This is a genomic window from Cupriavidus sp. 01L43 (assembly GCF_056399925.1).
Map to the genome: position 1 here is coordinate 134,512 of NZ_JBFTSH010000019.1, position 17,120 is coordinate 151,631.

Genomic DNA, 17,120 nt, shown 5'->3' on the forward strand with positions numbered 1-17,120 from the left:
TCCGGGCCACTAGGCTGGAGAGAGAAGCGCGCGCCAGCCGGGCCGGGGCGCATGGCATGAGCAGTTTTGATCGGCTTGCCATGCCGAATTCACGTGGGCGAAGGCTCCCGTGGCAGGGGGCCTGCGCTATAGTCTGCCGTCCCGGCCGGGTGCGTGAAGCGATGCGCGGCGGCCGGCTCGTCAAGGAGTTGCCATGAACGCCCCGCAAGACGCCCACACCCTGGCCGGCGCTGCCACGCAGGCCGACGGCCCCCGCGCCGCGCTGCTGGCCGGCCTGGCCCGCATCCTCCCGCCTGCCGCCGTGCTCTGGAAGGCCGAGGACACCGTGCCGTACGAGTGCGATGGCCTGGCCGCCTACCGCCAGGTGCCCGACGCCGTGGTCCTGCCCGACACCGAGGAACAGGTCTGCGCCATCCTGCGCCTGTGCCACGGACTCGGGGTGCCGGTGGTGCCGCGCGGCTCCGGCACGAGCCTCTCGGGCGGGGCGATGCCCATCGCCGGCGGGCTGGTGCTGTCGCTGGCCAAGTTCAAGCGCATCCTCTCGGTCGATTCCTACTCGCGCACCGCCGTGGTCCAGCCCGGCGTGCGCAACCTGGCCATCTCCGAGGCCGCCGCGCCGCACAATCTCTATTACGCACCCGACCCGTCCTCGCAGATCGCCTGCTCCATCGGCGGCAACGTGGCCGAGAACTCGGGCGGCGTGCACTGCCTCAAGTACGGCCTCACCGTGCACAACGTGCTGCGCGTGCGCGCCGTGACGATGGAGGGCGATGTGGTGGTCTTCGGCTCCGAGGCGCCCGACGCGCCGGGCCTGGACCTGCTCGCCACGCTGATCGGCTCCGAGGGCATGCTGGCCGTCGCCACCGAGATCACCGTCCGGCTGATTCCCAAGCCGCAGCTCGCGCAGGTCATCATGGCCAGCTTCGACGATGTGGAAAAAGGCGGCAACGCCGTGGCCGACGTGATTGCCGCCGGCATCATCCCGGCCGGCCTGGAGATGATGGACAAGCCCGCCACGGCCGCCGTGGAGGAGTTCGTCCAGGCGGGCTACGACCTCGACGCCGCCGCCATCCTGCTGTGCGAATCGGACGGCACGCCCGAGGAAGTGGCCGAGGAGATCGAGCGGATGAGCGAGGTGCTGCGCCGCTCGGGCGCCACGCGGATCACGGTGTCGCAGAGCGAGGCCGAACGGCTGCGCTTCTGGAGCGGGCGCAAGAACGCCTTCCCGGCCGCCGGGCGCATCTCGCCCGACTACTACTGCATGGACGGCACGATCCCGCGCAAGCACATCGGCACGCTGCTCAAGCGGATCGAGGCGATGGAACGCAAGTACGCCTTGCGCTGCATCAACGTCTTCCATGCCGGCGATGGCAACATGCACCCGCTGATCCTGTTCAACGGCGAGGACCTCGACGAATGGCATCGCGCCGAACTGTTCGGCGCCGACATCCTGGAGTCCTGCGTGGAACTGGGCGGCACCGTCACCGGCGAGCACGGCGTGGGCGTGGAGAAGCTGAATTCGATGTGCGTGCAGTTCTCGCCGGCCGAGCGCGATGCGTTCTTCGGCGTGAAGGCCGCCTTCGACCCGGCCCGGCTGCTGAACCCGGACAAGGCCATCCCGACGCTGGCGCGCTGCGCCGAGTACGGCAAGATGCACGTCAGGCGCGGCCTGCTGCCGCATCCGGACCTGCCGCGCTTCTGAGCGCGGGCGGGTACCGGGCGGGCCACCCGCCCCACCGCTACCCGCTCACCATCGCCACCCATGCCCAACCCCGACACCCACCAACGGGACGCCCGCCAGGAGCGCTTCCTCAACGCGCGCACCCGGCAGCGCCTGGGCCAGCCCGAAGCCGGCTGGCGCCAGCGCTGGTACACGATCATCTTCGAGGCCGACACGCGCCAGGGGCGCCTGTTCGACATCGTGCTGCTGATCGCCATCGTGACCAGCGTGGCCATCGTGATGCTGGACAGCGTGCCGTCGATCAACGCGCGCGCCGGGCTGGCGTTCACGCTGCTGGAGTGGATGTTCACGCTGCTGTTCACGGCAGAGTACGTGATGCGGCTGCTGGTGGTGCGCCGGCCGCTGCGCTACGCGTTCAGCTTCTTCGGCATCATCGACTTCATCTCGATCATCCCGACCTGGGCGGCGTTCTTCGTGCCAGAACTGGCCTTCCTGATCGACGTGCGGCTGCTGCGGCTGCTGCGCGTGTTCCGGATCCTCAAGCTCACGGTCTATTTCGAGGAAGCCCAGATCCTGGCCATGGCGCTGTCCAACAGCCGCCGCAAGATCTTCGTGTTCCTGGGCACCGTGTTCATCATCACGATCATCCTCGGCACGATCATGTACGTGGTGGAAGGCCCGCGGCACGGCTTCACCAGCATCCCGGTCAGCATGTACTGGGCCATCGTCACGCTGACCACGACCGGCTTCGGCGACATCGTGCCGCGCACGCCCATCGGGCAGTTCATCACCTCGCTGACCATCCTGCTCGGCTACGGGATCATCGCCTTCCCGACCGGCATCGTCGGCGCGGAACTGGCGGCCAGCATCATCCGGCGGCCGCTGACCACGCGCTGTTGCGAGCACTGCCTGACCGAGGGGCACGACCCCGACGCGGGCTTCTGCAAGCATTGCGGGACGGTGCTGCCTCCCTATCAGGTCGAGAACCCGACGGGGTTCGAGGATCTCGGCGGCCCCGGCAAGACGCCGCCGCGCCAGCCCTGATTCGACGACAACCCAACAAAAAACGCCAAGGGTCCCCCATATGGAAGCCACACTCGACGCCTTTCGCGATGCCATCCGCCAGGCCGGCGACAGCCGCGCCCCGCTGCGCCTGCGCGGCGGCGGCAGCAAGGACTTCTACGGCCAGGCGCTGGTCGGCACCGTGCTCGACACCCGCCCCTACGCCGGCATCGTCGACTATGACCCGGCGGAGCTGGTGGTCACGGCACGCTGCGGCACGCCGCTGGCCGAGATCGAGGCCGCGCTGGCCGAACGTCGCCAGATGCTGGCCTTCGAGGCGCCGCATTTCGCCCCGCCCGGCATTGCCACGCTGGGCGGCGCCGTGGCGGCCGGGCTGTCCGGCCCGCGCCGGCAGTCGGTGGGCGCGCTGCGCGATTTCGTGCTCGGTGTGCAGCTGATGGACGGGCGCGGCGAGGTGCTCAACTTCGGCGGGCAGGTGATGAAGAACGTGGCCGGCTACGATGTCTCCCGTCTGCTGACCGGCTCGCTCGGTACGCTCGGCTTGATCCTGGAAGTCTCGCTGAAGGTGCTGCCGATACCGTTCGACGACGCCACGCTCCGCTTTGCGCTGCCGCAGGCCGAGGCCATCGAGCGCCTGAACCGCTGGGGCGGCCAGCCGCTGCCGATCGCGGCGTCGGCGTGGCAGGACGGCGTGCTTGACGTGCGGCTCTCGGGCGCCACGGCGGCCGTGCGCGCCGCGTGCGAGAAGCTGGGCGGCGATCGCGTCGAGCCCGGCGAGGCGCTCGCGCTCTGGGCCGCGCTGCGCGAGCAGTCCCACCCCTTCTTCGCCCCGGCCCACACCAAAGACGATGGTCGCGCGCTGTGGCGCATTGCCGTGCCGCCCATCGCCCCGCCGCTGGACCTGCCCGGCGCGCAGCTTGTGGAATGGGGCGGCGGCCAGCGCTGGTGGCTGGCGCCCGAGGGCGACCCCGCCACGGTCTCGGCCGATTCGGTGCGCGCCATCGCCCAGGCCGCCGGCGGCCACGCCACGCTGTTCCGCAACGGCGACAAGGCAGTCGGCGTGTTCACGCCGCTGTCGGCCCCGCTGGCCGCCATCCACAAGCGGCTGAAGGCCACCTTCGACCCCGCCGGCATCTTCAATCCGCAGCGCCTGTACACCGGCCTCTGAGCCGCCCACCGCCCAAGCCCCCCGAACCATGCAAACCACACTGGCCGAATTCCTGCGCAACACGCCCGAAGGCGAAGAAGCCAAGTCCATCGTCGGCAAGTGCGTGCACTGCGGCTTCTGCACCGCCACCTGCCCCACCTACCAGTTGCTCGGCGATGAGCTGGACGGCCCGCGCGGCCGCATCTACCTGATGAAGCAGATGCTCGAGGGCCAGCCCGTGACGGAAAGCACGCGGCTGCACCTGGACCGCTGCCTGACCTGCCGCAACTGCGAATCGACCTGCCCGTCCGGCGTGAAGTACGGGCGGCTGGTCGACATCGGCCGGAAGGTGGTGGATGAGCGGCTCGAGGCGCAGGGCATCCATCGGCCCGCAAAGGAGCGGATGGCGCGCTGGCTGCTGCGCGAGGGGCTGACCCGGCCGAAGCTGTTCGGCCCGGCGCTGAAGCTCGGCCAGATGATGCGTCCGATGCTGCCGGTGGCGCTGCGCAACAAGCTGCCGGCGATCACCTCGCCGACGGGGCCGTGGCCGCGCACCACGCACACCCGCAAGATGCTGCTGCTGGACGGCTGCGTGCAGCCGGCGATGTCGCCCAACATCAACGTGGCCACCGCGCGCGTGCTGGACAAGCTCGGCGTGCAACTGGTGGTGGCGAGCGAGGCCGGCTGCTGCGGCGCGATCCGCTTCCACACCGGCGACCATGACGGCGGGCTGGACAATATGCGCGCCAACATCGACGCCTGGTGGCCCTATATCGAATCCGGCGCGGAGGCCATCGTCATGACGGCTTCCGGCTGCGGCGTGATGGTGAAGGACTACGGCCACCTGCTGCGCCACGACCGCGCCTACGCGGAGCGCGCGGCACGGGTTTCGGCGATGACGCGCGACCTGTCCGAGATCCTGCCCGACTTCGCCGACGACCTGCACAAGCTGGCCGGCGCCGTGCCGCGCGACGGCCGGCGCGTGGCTTACCATCCGCCCTGCACGCTGCAGCACGGGCAGCAGATCCGGGGCAAGGTGGAGGCGCTGCTGACCGGCCTGGGCATCGAGGTGCGGCTCTGCGCCGACAGCCACCTGTGCTGCGGCTCGGCGGGTACGTACTCGGTGCTGCAGCCGGAGTTGTCCTATCCGCTGCGCGACGACAAGCTCGCCAAGCTCCAGGCCTCCTCGCCCGATGCCATCGTCTCGGCCAATATTGGCTGCATCACGCACCTGCAAAGCGGCACCGACACGCCGGTGATGCACTGGGTGGAACTGGTGGAGCGCATGGTCTGCGCGTAGGGAGTTCTCCCCTCGCCCGCTTGCGGGAGAGGGGTCGGGGGAGAGGGATTGAGCGAACTGCGCGGTGACGCTTCGTGGATGCGCCTGCCCTCTCCCCCAGCCCCTCTCCCAAAGGGAGAGGGGAGCAAAACACGGCCCACGCCATCGGAGTACCATGTCGGCACATTTCGACCCTGATGCGCCCCCATGCTCCAGACGTTTGCCATCCTGCTGGTCTTCCAGACCGTGGGCGAGGTGATCAGCTACGCGCTGCGCCTGCCCGTGCCCGGTCCTGTGATCGGCATGCTCCTGCTGTTCGGCTGGCTGGTCTTCGACAACCGCCTGCTCCCCATCATCCAGAACACCACCAGCGAGTTGCTCAAGCACCTGTCGCTGCTGTTCGTGCCGGCCGGCGTCGGCATCATGGTCCACGCCAACCGGATTGGCGGCGAATGGATGCCGATTGTCGTCGCGCTGGTCATCTCCACCTGGCTGGCCATCGTCGTGACCGCGCTGGTCACCCGGGCGCTGATGCGCAAGCCGGCGCCGCCCCAGGCCGAAGCCGCCGAAGCTGCCGATAGCGGGGCGCAGCCATGATGTCGCCGCGTCTGAACGAGATCTGGGTCTACCTGTCGGCCAGCCCGCTGATCGGGCTCACCGCCACGCTGATCGCCTACGTCTTCGCGTTCCGGATCTACGAGCGCGCGCGGTACTCGCCGCTGGCCAACCCGGTGATGATCTCGGTGGCCATCCTCGTCACCGTGCTGACCGTGACCGGCACGCCGTACAAGACCTACTTCGACGGGGCGCAGTTCGTCCACTTCCTGCTCGGGCCGGCCACGGTGGCGCTGGCGGTGCCGCTCTACACCCAGCTGCCGAAGCTGCGCGCGCACGTCTTCCCGCTGCTTTGCGGGCTGGTGGCGGGATCGCTGGTGGCCGTGGTGTCGGCGGTGGGCATCGCCTACGCGCTGGGGGCGTCGCCCGAGGTGGTGCGCTCGCTGGCGCCCAAGTCGGTCACGATCCCGATCGCCATGGGGGTGTCCGAGAAGATCGGCGGCCTGCCCTCGCTGACGGCCGTGCTGGTGATGGCCACCGGCATCATCGGCGCGGTCAGCACCACCGGCCTGCTCAACATGCTGCGCGTGCGCGACTACGTGATTCGCGGCTTCGCCACCGGCGTGGCGGCCCACGGCATCGGCACGGCGCGCGCGTTCCAGGTCAACCAGGAGGCCGGCGCCTTCGCCGCGCTGGGCATGGGCCTGAACGGCGTGCTGACCGCCATCGTGGTGCCGGTGCTGGCGGCATGGATGCCCCACTGACCGGGGCGGGTTCCCCTGCCACCCCTGCCACCCCTGCCACCCCTGCCACCCCTGCCACCCCTGACACCCTCCTGACAGTACGCTGTCAGGAGCCGGCGGGCATGATGCGCCCATCCGGCCCCCCGCCTCCTTCATCCCTCCCCAGCCCATGAGCCGCCGTGCCGACCGCCTCTTCCAGATCGTGCAGGTCCTGCGTGGCCGCCGGCTGACCACGGCGGCATTGCTGGCGCAGCGGCTGGGCGTGTCCGAGCGCACGGTCTACCGTGACATCCAGGCGCTGTCGCTGTCGGGGGTGCCGGTAGAGGGCGAGGCGGGCATCGGCTACCGGCTGCGGCCGGACTACGACGTGCCGCCGCTGATGTTCACCGCGATGGAAGTGGAAGCGATGGTCGCCGGCCTGCGCCTGCTCAAGGCCTGGGGCGGCGGCGCGCTGGCCGCGGCGGCGGACCCGGCGCTGGAGAAGCTGATGGCCGCCCTGCCGCCCCCGCGCCGCGTGGCGGCGCAGCAGAGCCGGATTTTCGCGCCCGAGTACCTCAACCATCCGGCCGTGCGCGAGGCCTTCGACACCGTGCATGGCGCCATTGGCGCGCAACGGCTGCTGCGGCTCGACTATATCGATGCCCAGCAGCGCGTCACCGAGCGCGTGGTGCAGCCGCTGGGGCTGTTCTTCTGGGGCAATGTCTGGCTGCTGGCGGCGTGGTGCACGGCGCGGTCCGACTATCGCAGCTTCCGGCTGGACCGCTGCCGCACCATCGAGATCCTCGACGAGCAGTTCCACGAGACGCCGGACCGCTCGCTCAACGGCTTCCTGCGCGCGGTGCAGTCCGATATGCAGGGCTGAGGCCAGTCAGGCCCGGCTGACCCATCAGGCTGCCGGATCGCTCAGCAGCGTCTCGATATCCGCGCGGATGTCCTCGGGCTTGGTCGTCGGCGCGTAGCGCTTGAAGACCGTGCCGTCGCGGCGCAGCAGGAACTTGGTGAAGTTCCACTTGATGCCCTGGGTGCCGAGCACGCCGGGCTTTTCCGAGGTCAGCCACTTGTAGAGCGGATGCGCACCGGCGCCGTTGACCTCGATCTTCTCGAACATCGGAAACTTGACCTGGAAGCGCGTCTCGCAGAACTGGCCGATCTGCGCCGCGTCGCCGGGCTCCTGCTTGCCGAACTGGTTGCAGGGGAAGCCGAGCACCGCCAGGCCGCGCGGCTCATAGGTCTCGTGCAGCGCCTCCAGCCCGGCGTACTGGGGCGTGAAGCCGCACTCGCTGGCCGTGTTGACGATCAGCAGCACCTTGCCGTGGAAATCGGCCAGCGGCACCGGCTGGCCGGACAGGGACTTCGCTTCGAACTGGTAGACGTTGCTCATGGCGGCTCCGGAGAATGCATTGCAGACAACCGCGAGCATACCGCGCCCGCCGGTCGTCCGATCAAATGACGTTCAGGTGCTCGGTGCCGGCGCCCAGGTCGGCGTCGCGGTGGCGGGCGCTGTGGAGCTTGATCATCAGGCGCAGGTCATTCAGCGAGTCGGCGTTCTTGAGCGCGTCCTCGTAGGCGATCTTCTCTTCCTCGTACAGTTCGAACAACGCCTGGTCGAAGGAGATCATGCCCTGCTCACGGGACTTCTTGATAACTTCCTTGAGCTCGTGGATCTCGCCCTTGAAGATCAGGTCGGCCACCAGCGGCGTTCCGATCATGATCTCCACGGCCGGCACGCGGCCCTTGCGGCCGGCGCGCGGCAGCAGCCGCTGCGAGATCATCGCCTTGAGGTTCAGCGACAGGTCGATCAGCAGCTGCTGGCGCTTCTCCTCGGGGAAGAAGTTGATGATCCGGTCGATGGCCTGGTTGGCGTTGTTGGCGTGCAGCGTGGCCAGGCACAGGTGGCCCGTCTCGGCGTACTGCATCGCGTATTCCATAGTGTCGCGGTCGCGGATTTCGCCGATCAGGATCACATCCGGCGCCTGGCGCAGGGTGTTCTTCAGCGCCACGTGCCACGACTCGGTGTCGATGCCGACCTCGCGCTGCGTGACGACGCAGTTCTGGTGCGCGTGCACGTACTCGATCGGGTCCTCGATCGTGATGATGTGGCCGTACGAGTGCGCGTTGCGGTGGTCGAGCATGGCCGCCAGCGAGGTGGACTTGCCCGAGCCCGTGGCGCCGGTCACGATCACCAGCCCGCGCTTGGCCATGACGATCTCATGGAGCGACGTGGGCAGGTCCAGGTCTTCCACCGACGGAATGCGCGTGTTGATCGTCCGCACCACCATGCCGGCCTTGCCCTGCTGGATGAAGGCCGAGACGCGGAAGCGCCCGGCGTTCGGCGCGGTAATCGCGAAGTTGCACTCGCGGCTTTCGTCGAATTCCTTCACCTGGCGCTCGTTCATGATCGAACGGACCAGGCCCAGCGCCTGCGCCGGGTTGAGCGGCTGCTGCGAGACGGGCGTGATCTTGCCGTCCACCTTGATGGCCGGCGGGAATTCGGACGTGATGAACAGGTCCGAGCCGCGGTTGTTGACCATCAGCTCCAGCAGGTCGTTGATGTACTTCGCGGCGGATTCGCGGTCGAGCATGGCGTCGGCCTCCCCTTAGCCCATGAAGGCGTCGGGATTCTTGGCAATCGCCCGCGCGTCGTTGTAGTTGATCATGCCGCGCTTGATCAGGTCGCTCAGGCACTGGTCGAGCGTCTGCATGCCCATACCGCTCGACGTCTGCATCATCGAGTACATCTGCGCGATCTTGTTCTCGCGGATCAGGTGGCGGATGGCGGGCGTGGCGATCATGATCTCGTGCGCCGCGGTCCGGCCGTTGCCGTCGCGCGTCTTGAGCAGCGTCTGGGAGATCACGGCCTCGAGCGATTCCGACAGCATGGTCCGCACCATGTCCTTTTCCTCGGGCGGGAACACGTCCACGACCCGGTCGATGGTCTTGGCGGCGGAACTCGTGTGCAGCGTGGCGAAGACCAGGTGGCCGGTTTCGGCGGCGGTCAGCGCCAGCCGGATGGTTTCCAGGTCACGCAATTCGCCCACCAGGATCACGTCCGGATCCTCACGCAGCGCCGAGCGCAGCGCGTTCGAGAACGAATGCGTATGCGGGCCCAGTTCGCGCTGGTTGATCAGGCTTTTCTTGGAGGTGTGGACGAATTCGATCGGGTCTTCCACCGTGAGGATGTGACCCATGTCGTTGTCGTTGCGGTGATCGACCATGGCCGCCAGCGTGGTCGACTTGCCCGAGCCGGTCGGCCCGGTCACGAGCACGAGACCGCGTGGCTTGACGCAGAGGTCCGCGAACACGGCCGGTGCATGGAGGTCATCGAGCGTCAGGACTTTCGACGGAATGGTCCGGAACACGGCTGCGGAGCCGCGCTGCGTGGTGTAGGCATTGACCCGGAACCGTGACAGGCCGGCAATCTCGAACGAGAAGTCGACCTCGAGGCGTTCTTCGTAGCTCTTGCGCTGAACGTCGCTCATGATGTCGTACACCATCGCGTGGACGTCCTTGTGGCCCATGGCCGCCACGTTGATCCGCCGCATATCCCCGTGAATACGCACCATCGGCGGCATGTCTGCCGAGAGGTGGAGATCGGATGCCTTGTTCTTGACCGCAAAAGCCAATAGCTGCGCGATGTCCATCTATAATGACCCCACCCTAATATACGACTTGTTGTTGTGTACTTCTTTGGTATGTCCGCCGGATTATGTCTGTAATCGCCGCCAACTTGCAAGCCGTGCTAAATGACATCGCGGCGGCTGCACAACAAGCCGGCAGGGACCCGTCCGCGGTCGCCCTGCTGGCCGTCTCCAAGACCGTCGCGCCGGCCACCGTGCGGGCGGCTTTCCAGGCCGGGCAGGCCGCTTTCGGGGAAAACTACGTCCAGGAAGGCCTCGACAAGATCGCCGCCCTGGCCGACCTGCGCGACCGGATCGCCTGGCATTTCATCGGCCCGCTGCAAAGTAACAAGACCCGGCCGGTGGCCGAGCAGTTCGACTGGGTCCACGCCATCGACCGGCTGAAGATCGCCGAGCGGCTGTCGGCCCAGCGGCCGGCGGGCATGGCGCCGCTCCAGGTCTGCATCCAGGTCAATATCAGCGAAGAGGCCAGCAAGAGCGGCGTGGCGCCGGCCGAGGTACTGCCGCTGGCGCAGGCCATCGCCGCCCTGCCGAACCTGCGGCTGCGCGGGCTGATGGCGATTCCGGCGCCGGCCGACGACCCGGAGGCCCAGCGCCGGCCGTTCGCGGCGCTGCGCGGGTTGCTTGATCAACTCCGGCAATCCGGTCTACACGTAGACACGCTCTCGATGGGCATGTCCGCGGACATGGGCGCGGCCATCACCGAGGGCGCCACACTGGTGCGCATCGGCACCGCGATTTTCGGCGCGCGCGCCTGACGGCGCAGCCCCCCCACCCACAAGAACGCCGGGCGACACGCATCGACCCGGCAACATTCGGAAAAGACAAGGAAAGACATGCTCGATACGCTCACCTTCGGCTTCCTCGGCGGCGGCAACATGGCCTCCGCCCTGATCGGCGGCCTGGTGGCCCGCGGCGTGCCCGCGCGCGCCATTTGCGTCATCGATCCGTCGGACGATGCCCGCCAGCGGCTGGAACAGACGCTCGGCGTCCGGACCCAGGCCGCGCCGGACGCCCGCTTCGGCGCCAGCCACGTCATCGTGCTGGCGGTCAAGCCGCAGCAGTTCCGCAACGCCGTGGCGCCGCTCGTGCCGCATCTGGGCGCCAGCCAGGGCAATCTGATCATCAGCGTGGCGGCCGGCATCCGGCTCCAGGACATGGGCCGCTGGCTGGGCACGTCGCGCCTGGTGCGGGCGATGCCGAACACGCCGGCGCTGGCCGGCATGGGCATGACCGGCCTGGCCGCCGCGCCGGGCCTGAGCGAGGCGGACCGCGCCATCGCCACGGCCGTGGCGCAAGCCGTGGGCCAGTGCGTCTGGGTCGATGACGACAACCAGATCGACGCCGTGACGGCCCTCTCGGGCAGCGGCCCGGCCTACGTCTTCTACTTCATCGAAGCCATGGAGCGCGCGGCGAAGGAAATGGGCCTGACCGCCGAACAGGGCCGCCAGCTGGGCGTGGAGACGTTCCGGGGCGCGGCCGCGCTAGCTGCCGAGTCGTCGGAGCCGGTGTCCCTGCTGCGCGAGCGCGTGACATCGAAGGGCGGCACGACTTACGCGGCGCTGACGTCGATGGACGCGGACAAGATGCAGGACGCCTTCGTCCGCGCCATGCACGCGGCGGCGGCCCGGGGCCGCGAGATGGGCGCCGAGTTCGGCAAGGACTGAGGAATAGTCCGGGCGGGAGTCCGGACCAACGCTGAACGGCCGCTTACTTCAGCCAGTAGGCGAGCGCCGTTCCTGCGAACACCACCCCGCCCAGCCAGTTGTTGTGCCGGAACGCCGCGAAGCACTTCATGCGGTCGCGGTCACGGATCAGCGTGTAGTGGTAGCCGGCCAGACCGGCCGCCCCCACCAGCCCGGCGTAATACGGCCAGCCCAGCCCCAGCAGCGCGCCAGCCCAGGCCATCAGGCCCAGGAAGCCGGCGTAGCACAGCATGATCGCTGCCACGTCGAAGCGACCGAAGGTGATCGCCGAGGTCTTGATGCCGATCAGCAGGTCGTCGTCACGGTCGACCATCGCATAGGCGGTGTCGTAGGCCACGGACCAGAAGACGTTGGCCAGCAGCATCAGCCACGCCACGGGGGGCACCTCCCCCTGCACCGCCGCGAACGCCATCGGAATCCCAAACCCGAAGGCAATGCCGAGGTAGGCCTGCGGAATCGCGAAGAATCGCTTGAAGAACGGATAGGTGCCGGCTACCACGGCCGCTACCACGGCCAGCGCCTTGGTCAGCCCGTTCAGCGGCAGGATCAGCGCGAACGCCGCCAGCGCCAGCACGGCGGCCACCACCAGCGCCTCCCAGCCGGCGATATAGCCGGCGGTCAGCGGCCGCTCCTTGGTGCGCTTCACATGCTTGTCGAAGTCGCGGTCGGCCCAGTCGTTCATGGCGCAGCCCGACGAGCGCATCAGGAACGTGCCGACGAAGAAAATCCAGAAAATACCCCAGGCGGGCGGCCCTTCGGCAGCCATCCACAGCGCCCACAGCGTGGGCCACAGCAGCAGCAGGGTACCGATGGGCTTGTCGATCCGCACCAGCCGCGCGTAGAGCGCGAGGCGTCCGGGACGGCGGGGTTGCGGCGGGGCGGCGGAATGTTCGGACATGGGGACTGCGTTCACTTCTGGCGAGACAAAACAAAAAACGCGTCGCGGCGTGGATAGCCGTGACGCGTTGTGCGCTGGTCAGACAGACTCAGGCCAGCATCGCGCGCAGCATCCACGCGGTCTTTTCGTGCGTCTGCATGCGCTGGGTCAGCAGGTCGGCCGAGGGCTCGTCGCCCGCTGCATCGATGGCCGGGAACAGCGAGCGCGCGGTGCGCACCACGGCTTCCTGGCCTTCCACCAGCTTGCGGATCATTTCGGTCGCGTCGGGCACGCCTTCTTCCTCGGCGATCGACGACAGCTTCGCGTACTCCTTGTACGTGCCCGGTGCCGGGTAGCCCAGCGCGCGGATCCGCTCGGCGATGGCGTCCACGGCCAGCGCCAGCTCGGTGTACTGCGTCTCGAACATCGTATGCAGCGTGTTGAACATCGGCCCCGTCACGTTCCAGTGGAAGTTGTGGGTCTTGAGGTAGAGGGTGTAGGTATCCGCCAGCAGCTTGGACAGGCCTTCCGCAATCTTCTTGCGGTCCTTGTCGGACATGCCGATGTTCACGCTCATCTCATTCTTCTTTGCCATGGTCGTTCAGCTCCGTTTGTAGCCACGAGGAATCCAGCCCACGCCATTCAGATTGTCGGGGGGCAGTCGGCGGCCATTATCGCATTAGCTTTATGTGCCGAGGAAGGCAAAACCCTGCGCCGCGTGGAAGAACATCGCCATCGCGCCCAGCGCCACGATGGCCATGCCGATCTCCTTGCGCACCACCTTGCGGCGCAGGCGGCTGGCTTCCTCGGTGCGCGGACCCTTGTCGGCGGCCGTGCGCAGTTGCTGGAATTCGGTCACGAACAGGTCGAGCATCGTCATGGTGTTTCTCCGCTTCAGTCGGTGGATGCCCCGCAGGCGGGGTGTCGATGAGTGAAGTATAGGAAAATCTATCGAACTTCACATTCGATAATATCAACCTATTGCATAGCGATTGGCTATGTCTCGATGCGGCGCAAACAAAAACGGCAGGGAAGCGCCCCTGCCGTGATCGATGTCGACGTGGATGTCGTGAGAATCCGCTCAGGCGGCCACCGCTTCCACGGACGCCGCGTCGCCAATCCGGCTCACGCCGGCCAGGTCGCACGCCGCCACCGCATTGGCCAGCGCCTCCATGGCGGGCAGGCGCGTGAAGCTCTTGCGCCACGCCAGCACCACGCGGCGGTCCGGCACCGGATCGGCGAAGGGCACGTAGGCGAGCATGTCGTTGCGCGGCTTCAGGTCGGGCACCGAGGTGCGCGGCAGCACGGTAATGCCCACGCCGCTGGCCACCATATGGCGAATCGTCTCAAGCGACGACCCTTCGAAGGTCTTCTGGATGCCGTCGGCAGCCTGCGAGAAGCGCGACAGCTCCGGGCACACGCCCAGCACGTGGTCGCGGAAGCAGTGCCCGCTGCCCAGCAGCAGCATGGTCTGCTGCTTGAGTTCGTCCGGATCGACACTGCGCTGCTCGGCCAGTTGATGGCCGCGCGGCACGGCCACCACGAAGGGCTCGTCGTACAGCGGACGCACGGTCAGGCCCGAATCCGGGAACGGCTCGGCCATGATCGCGCAGTCGATCTCGCCCTGCTTGAGCAGTTCGATCAGCTTGTTCGTATAGTTTTCCTGCAGCATCAGCGGCATCTGCGGCACCGTGCCGATCATCTGTTTGACCAGCATCGGCAACAGGTACGGCCCGATCGTATAGATCACGCCCACGCGCAGCGGCCCGGCCAGCGGGTCCTTGCCCTGCTTGGCGATCTCGCGAATGGCCATGGTCTGCTCCAGCACGCGCTGGGCCTGGGCCACGATCTGCTCGCCAATGGCCGTCACCGACACCTCGGAGGTGCCGCGCTCGAAGATCTGCACGGTCAGCTCGTCTTCCAGCTTCTTGATGGCCACCGACAGCGTCGGCTGCGAAACGAAGCACGCCTCGGCCGCCCGGCCGAAATGGCGCTCGCGCGCCACGGCGACGATGTACTTGAGTTCGGTGAGCGTCATGACTTATCAGGTTCGGTTAGGCGATAGATTTTAACTTCGATTGCGCCATCTGTCAGATCGGCACTGCAATGTATCGTCTTAAGCACATATAAGACTGGTCTTACGCGCCGTCACGCCTTCAAAAAGTGCTCCCGCCCCCCCAGCCAGCGCAGAAGATGCGCTTCCACGGCCTCGGGGAAGCGCGCCAGCATCAGTTCGGCAGCTTCCTGGGCATAGTCCACCAGCCAGGCATCGGTGTTGAGGTCGGCAAAGCGCAGCATGGCCTCGCCCGACTGGCGCGCGCCCAGGAATTCGCCGGGGCCGCGGATCTGGAGGTCGCGCCGGGCGATCTCGAAGCCATCGGTGGTCTCGCGCATCGTGGCCAGCCGCTCGCGCGCCGTGGGCGAAAGCGGCGCCTGATACATCAGCAGGCAGACCGATTCCGCGCTGCCCCGCCCCACGCGCCCGCGCAGCTGGTGCAGCTGGGCCAGGCCGAAGCGCTCGGCATGCTCGATCACCATCAGCGAGGCGTTCGGCACATCCACCCCCACCTCGATCACCGTGGTCGCCACCAGCACCTGGAGCCGGTTGGCACTGAAATCGCCCATGACCGCAGCCTTCTCGGCGGGCGGCAGGCGGCCGTGGACCAGCCCCACGCGCAGGTCCGGCAGCGCGGCGATTAGCGTTTCATACGTCTCGACGGCAGTCTGTAGCTGGAGCGCCTCCGATTCCTCGATCAGCGGGCACACCCAGTAGACCTGGCGGCCCTCGGCGGCGGCGTGGTGCACGCGTTCGATCACCTCGTCGCGCCGCGCGTCGTTGACGAGCCGGGTCACGATTGGCGTGCGGCCCGGCGGCAGTTCGTCGATCACGGACACATCGAGGTCGGCGTAGTAGGTCATGGCCAGCGTGCGCGGGATCGGCGTGGCCGACATCATCAGTTGATGCGGAACCTTGTCCGGCGCGGCTTTCGTGTCCGCCTCCCCCGCCTTGCCGCGCAGCGCCAGCCGCTGCGCCACGCCGAAGCGGTGCTGTTCATCGACCACAGACAGCCCGAGCCGCGCAAAGCGCACGGTGTCCTGGATCAACGCATGAGTGCCGATGACCAGCTGCGCCTCGCCCGATTCCACGCGCGCAGCGGCCTCGCGCTTCTCCTTCGCCTTGAGGCTGCCGGCCAGCCAGACCACGGGCACGCCCAGCGGCTCCAGCCACGCGGAAAGCTTGCGGAAGTGTTGCTCGGCGAGGATTTCAGTGGGTGCCATCAGGGCGGCCTGATAACCGGCATCGATGGCCTGACAGGCGGCCAGCGCGGCCACGATGGTCTTGCCGCTGCCCACGTCGCCCTGGAGCAGCCTGTGCATCGGGTGCGGGCGCGTCATGTCGGCGGCAATCTCCTCCACCACGCGCTCCTGCGCCCCGGTCAGCCGGAACGGCAGCGCGGCCAGGAAGCGCGTGAGCAGCCCGTCCGCGTGGCGCGGCATCGACGGCGCGTTCTTCTCGCGCCGCGCGGCCTGCGAGCGCCGCAGCGAGATCTGCTGGGCCAGCAATTCGTCGAATTTGATCCGCTGCCAGGCCGGGTGCGAGCGGTCCGCCAGCGCGGCCTCGCTCTCCTGCGGCGGCGGGTTGTGCAGCAGGCGCAGGCAATCGGCCAGCGGCGCCAGCTTTAGCTGGGCAACCGGGCCCTGCAGCACGGCCTGCGGCAGCGTCTCGGGCATCGGCGTGCGGGACATCGCCCCGCCAATCGCCTTGCGCAGATAGGCTTGCGAGATGCCGGCCGTGGCGGGATAGACCGGGGTCAGGCGGTCTGGCAGGGCCTCGCCGGGCACCACGGGGCGCACCTGCGGGTGGACCATCTCGGCGCCGAAGAAGCCGCCGCGGATCTCGCCGCGCACGCGCAGGCGCACGCCTTCGGCCATCTGCTTGGTCTGGCTGCCATAGAAATTGAGAAAGCGGAGCGTCAGCTCGCCGGTGTCGTCGGCGATCTTGACCACCAGCTGGCGGCGCGGCCGGAAGGTAACCTCGTTCGAGATGACCTCGCCCTCCACCTGCGCGGCCAGGCCCATGCCGGCGCGGCGGATGGCCTCGCCGATGGTTTCCAGCGCGGTTTCGTCCTCGTAGCGCATGGGCAGGTGCAGCACGAGGTCCACCGGGCGGCGCAGCCCCAGCTTGGCCAGGCGGGCCACGGCCGACGACGGCTTGGCCGGCGCGGCCGGCTTGCCCTTCGGGGCGCGCTCGACGGACGTGTCGTTGCGGTCGCTGGGTTCGCTGTTTTCGCTATCGTCGCGACGGTCGAGGGAGTCGGTGGCGGTGCCTGGCATCAGCGCGTGAATATGGGCGGTAAACGGGGGACTGGCCGATGCGCGGACGTCCCAAGCCTTACAATGTCGGATTCGCCGATTGTACCCATGCCTGTGACGACGCCCTAACCCGGTGCCGCCACCCGCTTGCCGTGCC

17 protein-coding genes are annotated in these 17,120 nt (G+C 68.1%); 9 read left to right on the top strand and 8 right to left on the bottom strand.

Annotation, left to right across the window (positions count from 1 at the left end; genetic code table 11):
* Nucleotides 1–193: 193 nt before the first annotated feature.
* The 7 genes from AC1DP9_RS24235 (at nt 194) to AC1DP9_RS24265 (ending at nt 7,290) form a co-directional block, all read left to right on the top strand.
* Nucleotides 194–1,702: an FAD-linked oxidase C-terminal domain-containing protein gene (locus AC1DP9_RS24235; RefSeq protein WP_477108696.1), complete on the top strand. Its 1,509-nt coding sequence runs from the start codon at nt 194–196 to the stop codon at nt 1,700–1,702.
* 60 nt (nt 1,703–1,762) lie between these two features.
* Entirely contained in the window at nt 1,763–2,725 is a 963-nt protein-coding gene (locus tag AC1DP9_RS24240) for an ion transporter (protein ID WP_477108697.1), read from the top strand.
* 40 nt (nt 2,726–2,765) lie between these two features.
* Entirely contained in the window at nt 2,766–3,872 is a 1,107-nt protein-coding gene (gene glcE, locus AC1DP9_RS24245; RefSeq protein WP_477108698.1) for a glycolate oxidase subunit GlcE, read from the top strand.
* Between the two features lie 28 nt (nt 3,873–3,900).
* Nucleotides 3,901–5,151 (top strand): glycolate oxidase subunit GlcF, encoded by a 1,251-nt coding sequence (glcF, locus tag AC1DP9_RS24250; RefSeq protein ID WP_477108699.1) that lies wholly within the window; start codon nt 3,901–3,903, stop codon nt 5,149–5,151.
* Between the two features lie 186 nt (nt 5,152–5,337).
* Nucleotides 5,338–5,727 carry a CidA/LrgA family protein gene (locus AC1DP9_RS24255; protein ID WP_092298902.1) on the top strand — a complete coding sequence of 130 codons (390 nt, stop codon included), beginning with the start codon at nt 5,338–5,340 and terminating at the stop codon, nt 5,725–5,727.
* Nucleotides 5,724–6,449: an LrgB family protein gene (locus AC1DP9_RS24260; RefSeq protein ID WP_092298899.1), complete on the top strand. Its 726-nt coding sequence runs from the start codon at nt 5,724–5,726 to the stop codon at nt 6,447–6,449. Before AC1DP9_RS24255 ends, AC1DP9_RS24260 begins: the two co-directional genes overlap by 4 nt.
* A gap of 148 nt (nt 6,450–6,597) precedes the next feature.
* On the top strand, nt 6,598–7,290 hold the full coding sequence (locus tag AC1DP9_RS24265; RefSeq protein WP_477108700.1) for a helix-turn-helix transcriptional regulator: 693 nt from the start codon (nt 6,598–6,600) through the stop codon (nt 7,288–7,290).
* A 24-nt stretch (nt 7,291–7,314) separates the two neighbouring features.
* On the opposite strand, the gene AC1DP9_RS24270 is transcribed toward AC1DP9_RS24265, so the two are convergent.
* The 3 genes from AC1DP9_RS24270 to AC1DP9_RS24280 form a co-directional block, all read right to left on the bottom strand.
* Nucleotides 7,315–7,809 (bottom strand): glutathione peroxidase, encoded by a 495-nt coding sequence (locus AC1DP9_RS24270; RefSeq protein WP_477108701.1) that lies wholly within the window; start codon nt 7,807–7,809, stop codon nt 7,315–7,317.
* 61 nt (nt 7,810–7,870) lie between these two features.
* Nucleotides 7,871–9,010 carry a PilT/PilU family type 4a pilus ATPase gene (locus tag AC1DP9_RS24275; RefSeq protein ID WP_092298890.1) on the bottom strand — a complete coding sequence of 380 codons (1,140 nt, stop codon included), beginning with the start codon at nt 9,008–9,010 and terminating at the stop codon, nt 7,871–7,873.
* A gap of 15 nt (nt 9,011–9,025) precedes the next feature.
* The gene (locus AC1DP9_RS24280; RefSeq protein WP_477108702.1) at nt 9,026–10,069 is read right to left on the bottom strand and encodes a type IV pilus twitching motility protein PilT; all 1,044 of its coding nucleotides are present in this window, start codon (nt 10,067–10,069) and stop codon (nt 9,026–9,028) included.
* A 65-nt stretch (nt 10,070–10,134) separates the two neighbouring features.
* On the opposite strand from AC1DP9_RS24280, the gene AC1DP9_RS24285 reads away from it, so the two are divergent.
* On the top strand, nt 10,135–10,824 hold the full coding sequence (locus tag AC1DP9_RS24285; protein ID WP_477108703.1) for a YggS family pyridoxal phosphate-dependent enzyme: 690 nt from the start codon (nt 10,135–10,137) through the stop codon (nt 10,822–10,824).
* A gap of 78 nt (nt 10,825–10,902) precedes the next feature.
* Nucleotides 10,903–11,733 (top strand): pyrroline-5-carboxylate reductase, encoded by an 831-nt coding sequence (gene proC / locus AC1DP9_RS24290; RefSeq protein ID WP_477108704.1) that lies wholly within the window; start codon nt 10,903–10,905, stop codon nt 11,731–11,733.
* Nucleotides 11,734–11,776: 43 nt separating this feature from the next.
* Here proC and ubiA read toward each other — a convergent pair whose 3' ends face one another.
* From ubiA to recG, 5 genes are all read right to left on the bottom strand, one after another.
* On the bottom strand, nt 11,777–12,670 hold the full coding sequence (gene ubiA / locus AC1DP9_RS24295; protein WP_092298878.1) for a 4-hydroxybenzoate octaprenyltransferase: 894 nt from the start codon (nt 12,668–12,670) through the stop codon (nt 11,777–11,779).
* 88 nt (nt 12,671–12,758) lie between these two features.
* Complete coding sequence (locus AC1DP9_RS24300; RefSeq protein ID WP_092298875.1) at nt 12,759–13,244, bottom strand: Dps family protein; 486 nt, start codon at nt 13,242–13,244, stop codon at nt 12,759–12,761.
* Nucleotides 13,245–13,334: 90 nt separating this feature from the next.
* Complete coding sequence (locus AC1DP9_RS24305; RefSeq protein WP_477108705.1) at nt 13,335–13,529, bottom strand: hypothetical protein; 195 nt, start codon at nt 13,527–13,529, stop codon at nt 13,335–13,337.
* A 201-nt stretch (nt 13,530–13,730) separates the two neighbouring features.
* Nucleotides 13,731–14,687, bottom strand: coding sequence for a LysR substrate-binding domain-containing protein (locus tag AC1DP9_RS24310; protein ID WP_092298869.1), 957 nt, complete (start codon nt 14,685–14,687; stop codon nt 13,731–13,733).
* Between the two features lie 110 nt (nt 14,688–14,797).
* Nucleotides 14,798–16,984 (bottom strand): ATP-dependent DNA helicase RecG, encoded by a 2,187-nt coding sequence (gene recG, locus AC1DP9_RS24315; protein ID WP_092298866.1) that lies wholly within the window; start codon nt 16,982–16,984, stop codon nt 14,798–14,800.
* Nucleotides 16,985–17,120: the final 136 nt, after the last annotated feature.

What these genes read in the sequence shown, in the direction of transcription:
- AC1DP9_RS24285 (WP_477108703.1), top strand. Translation starts at nt 10,135, where the DNA reads ATGTCTGTAATCGCCGCCAACTTGCAAGCCGTGCTAAATGACATCGCG.
- AC1DP9_RS24305 (WP_477108705.1), bottom strand. Translation starts at nt 13,529, where the DNA reads ATGACGATGCTCGACCTGTTCGTGACCGAATTCCAGCAACTGCGCACG.
- AC1DP9_RS24255 (WP_092298902.1), top strand. Translation starts at nt 5,338, where the DNA reads ATGCTCCAGACGTTTGCCATCCTGCTGGTCTTCCAGACCGTGGGCGAG.
- glcF (WP_477108699.1), top strand. Translation starts at nt 3,901, where the DNA reads ATGCAAACCACACTGGCCGAATTCCTGCGCAACACGCCCGAAGGCGAA.
- AC1DP9_RS24310 (WP_092298869.1), bottom strand. Translation starts at nt 14,687, where the DNA reads ATGACGCTCACCGAACTCAAGTACATCGTCGCCGTGGCGCGCGAGCGC.
- AC1DP9_RS24280 (WP_477108702.1), bottom strand. Translation starts at nt 10,069, where the DNA reads ATGGACATCGCGCAGCTATTGGCTTTTGCGGTCAAGAACAAGGCATCC.
- AC1DP9_RS24260 (WP_092298899.1), top strand. Translation starts at nt 5,724, where the DNA reads ATGATGTCGCCGCGTCTGAACGAGATCTGGGTCTACCTGTCGGCCAGC.
- ubiA (WP_092298878.1), bottom strand. Translation starts at nt 12,670, where the DNA reads ATGTCCGAACATTCCGCCGCCCCGCCGCAACCCCGCCGTCCCGGACGC.
- AC1DP9_RS24240 (WP_477108697.1), top strand. Translation starts at nt 1,763, where the DNA reads ATGCCCAACCCCGACACCCACCAACGGGACGCCCGCCAGGAGCGCTTC.
- proC (WP_477108704.1), top strand. Translation starts at nt 10,903, where the DNA reads ATGCTCGATACGCTCACCTTCGGCTTCCTCGGCGGCGGCAACATGGCC.
- AC1DP9_RS24270 (WP_477108701.1), bottom strand. Translation starts at nt 7,809, where the DNA reads ATGAGCAACGTCTACCAGTTCGAAGCGAAGTCCCTGTCCGGCCAGCCG.
- AC1DP9_RS24275 (WP_092298890.1), bottom strand. Translation starts at nt 9,010, where the DNA reads ATGCTCGACCGCGAATCCGCCGCGAAGTACATCAACGACCTGCTGGAG.
- AC1DP9_RS24300 (WP_092298875.1), bottom strand. Translation starts at nt 13,244, where the DNA reads ATGGCAAAGAAGAATGAGATGAGCGTGAACATCGGCATGTCCGACAAG.
- glcE (WP_477108698.1), top strand. Translation starts at nt 2,766, where the DNA reads ATGGAAGCCACACTCGACGCCTTTCGCGATGCCATCCGCCAGGCCGGC.
- recG (WP_092298866.1), bottom strand. Translation starts at nt 16,984, where the DNA reads ATGCCAGGCACCGCCACCGACTCCCTCGACCGTCGCGACGATAGCGAA.
- AC1DP9_RS24235 (WP_477108696.1), top strand. Translation starts at nt 194, where the DNA reads ATGAACGCCCCGCAAGACGCCCACACCCTGGCCGGCGCTGCCACGCAG.
- AC1DP9_RS24265 (WP_477108700.1), top strand. Translation starts at nt 6,598, where the DNA reads ATGAGCCGCCGTGCCGACCGCCTCTTCCAGATCGTGCAGGTCCTGCGT.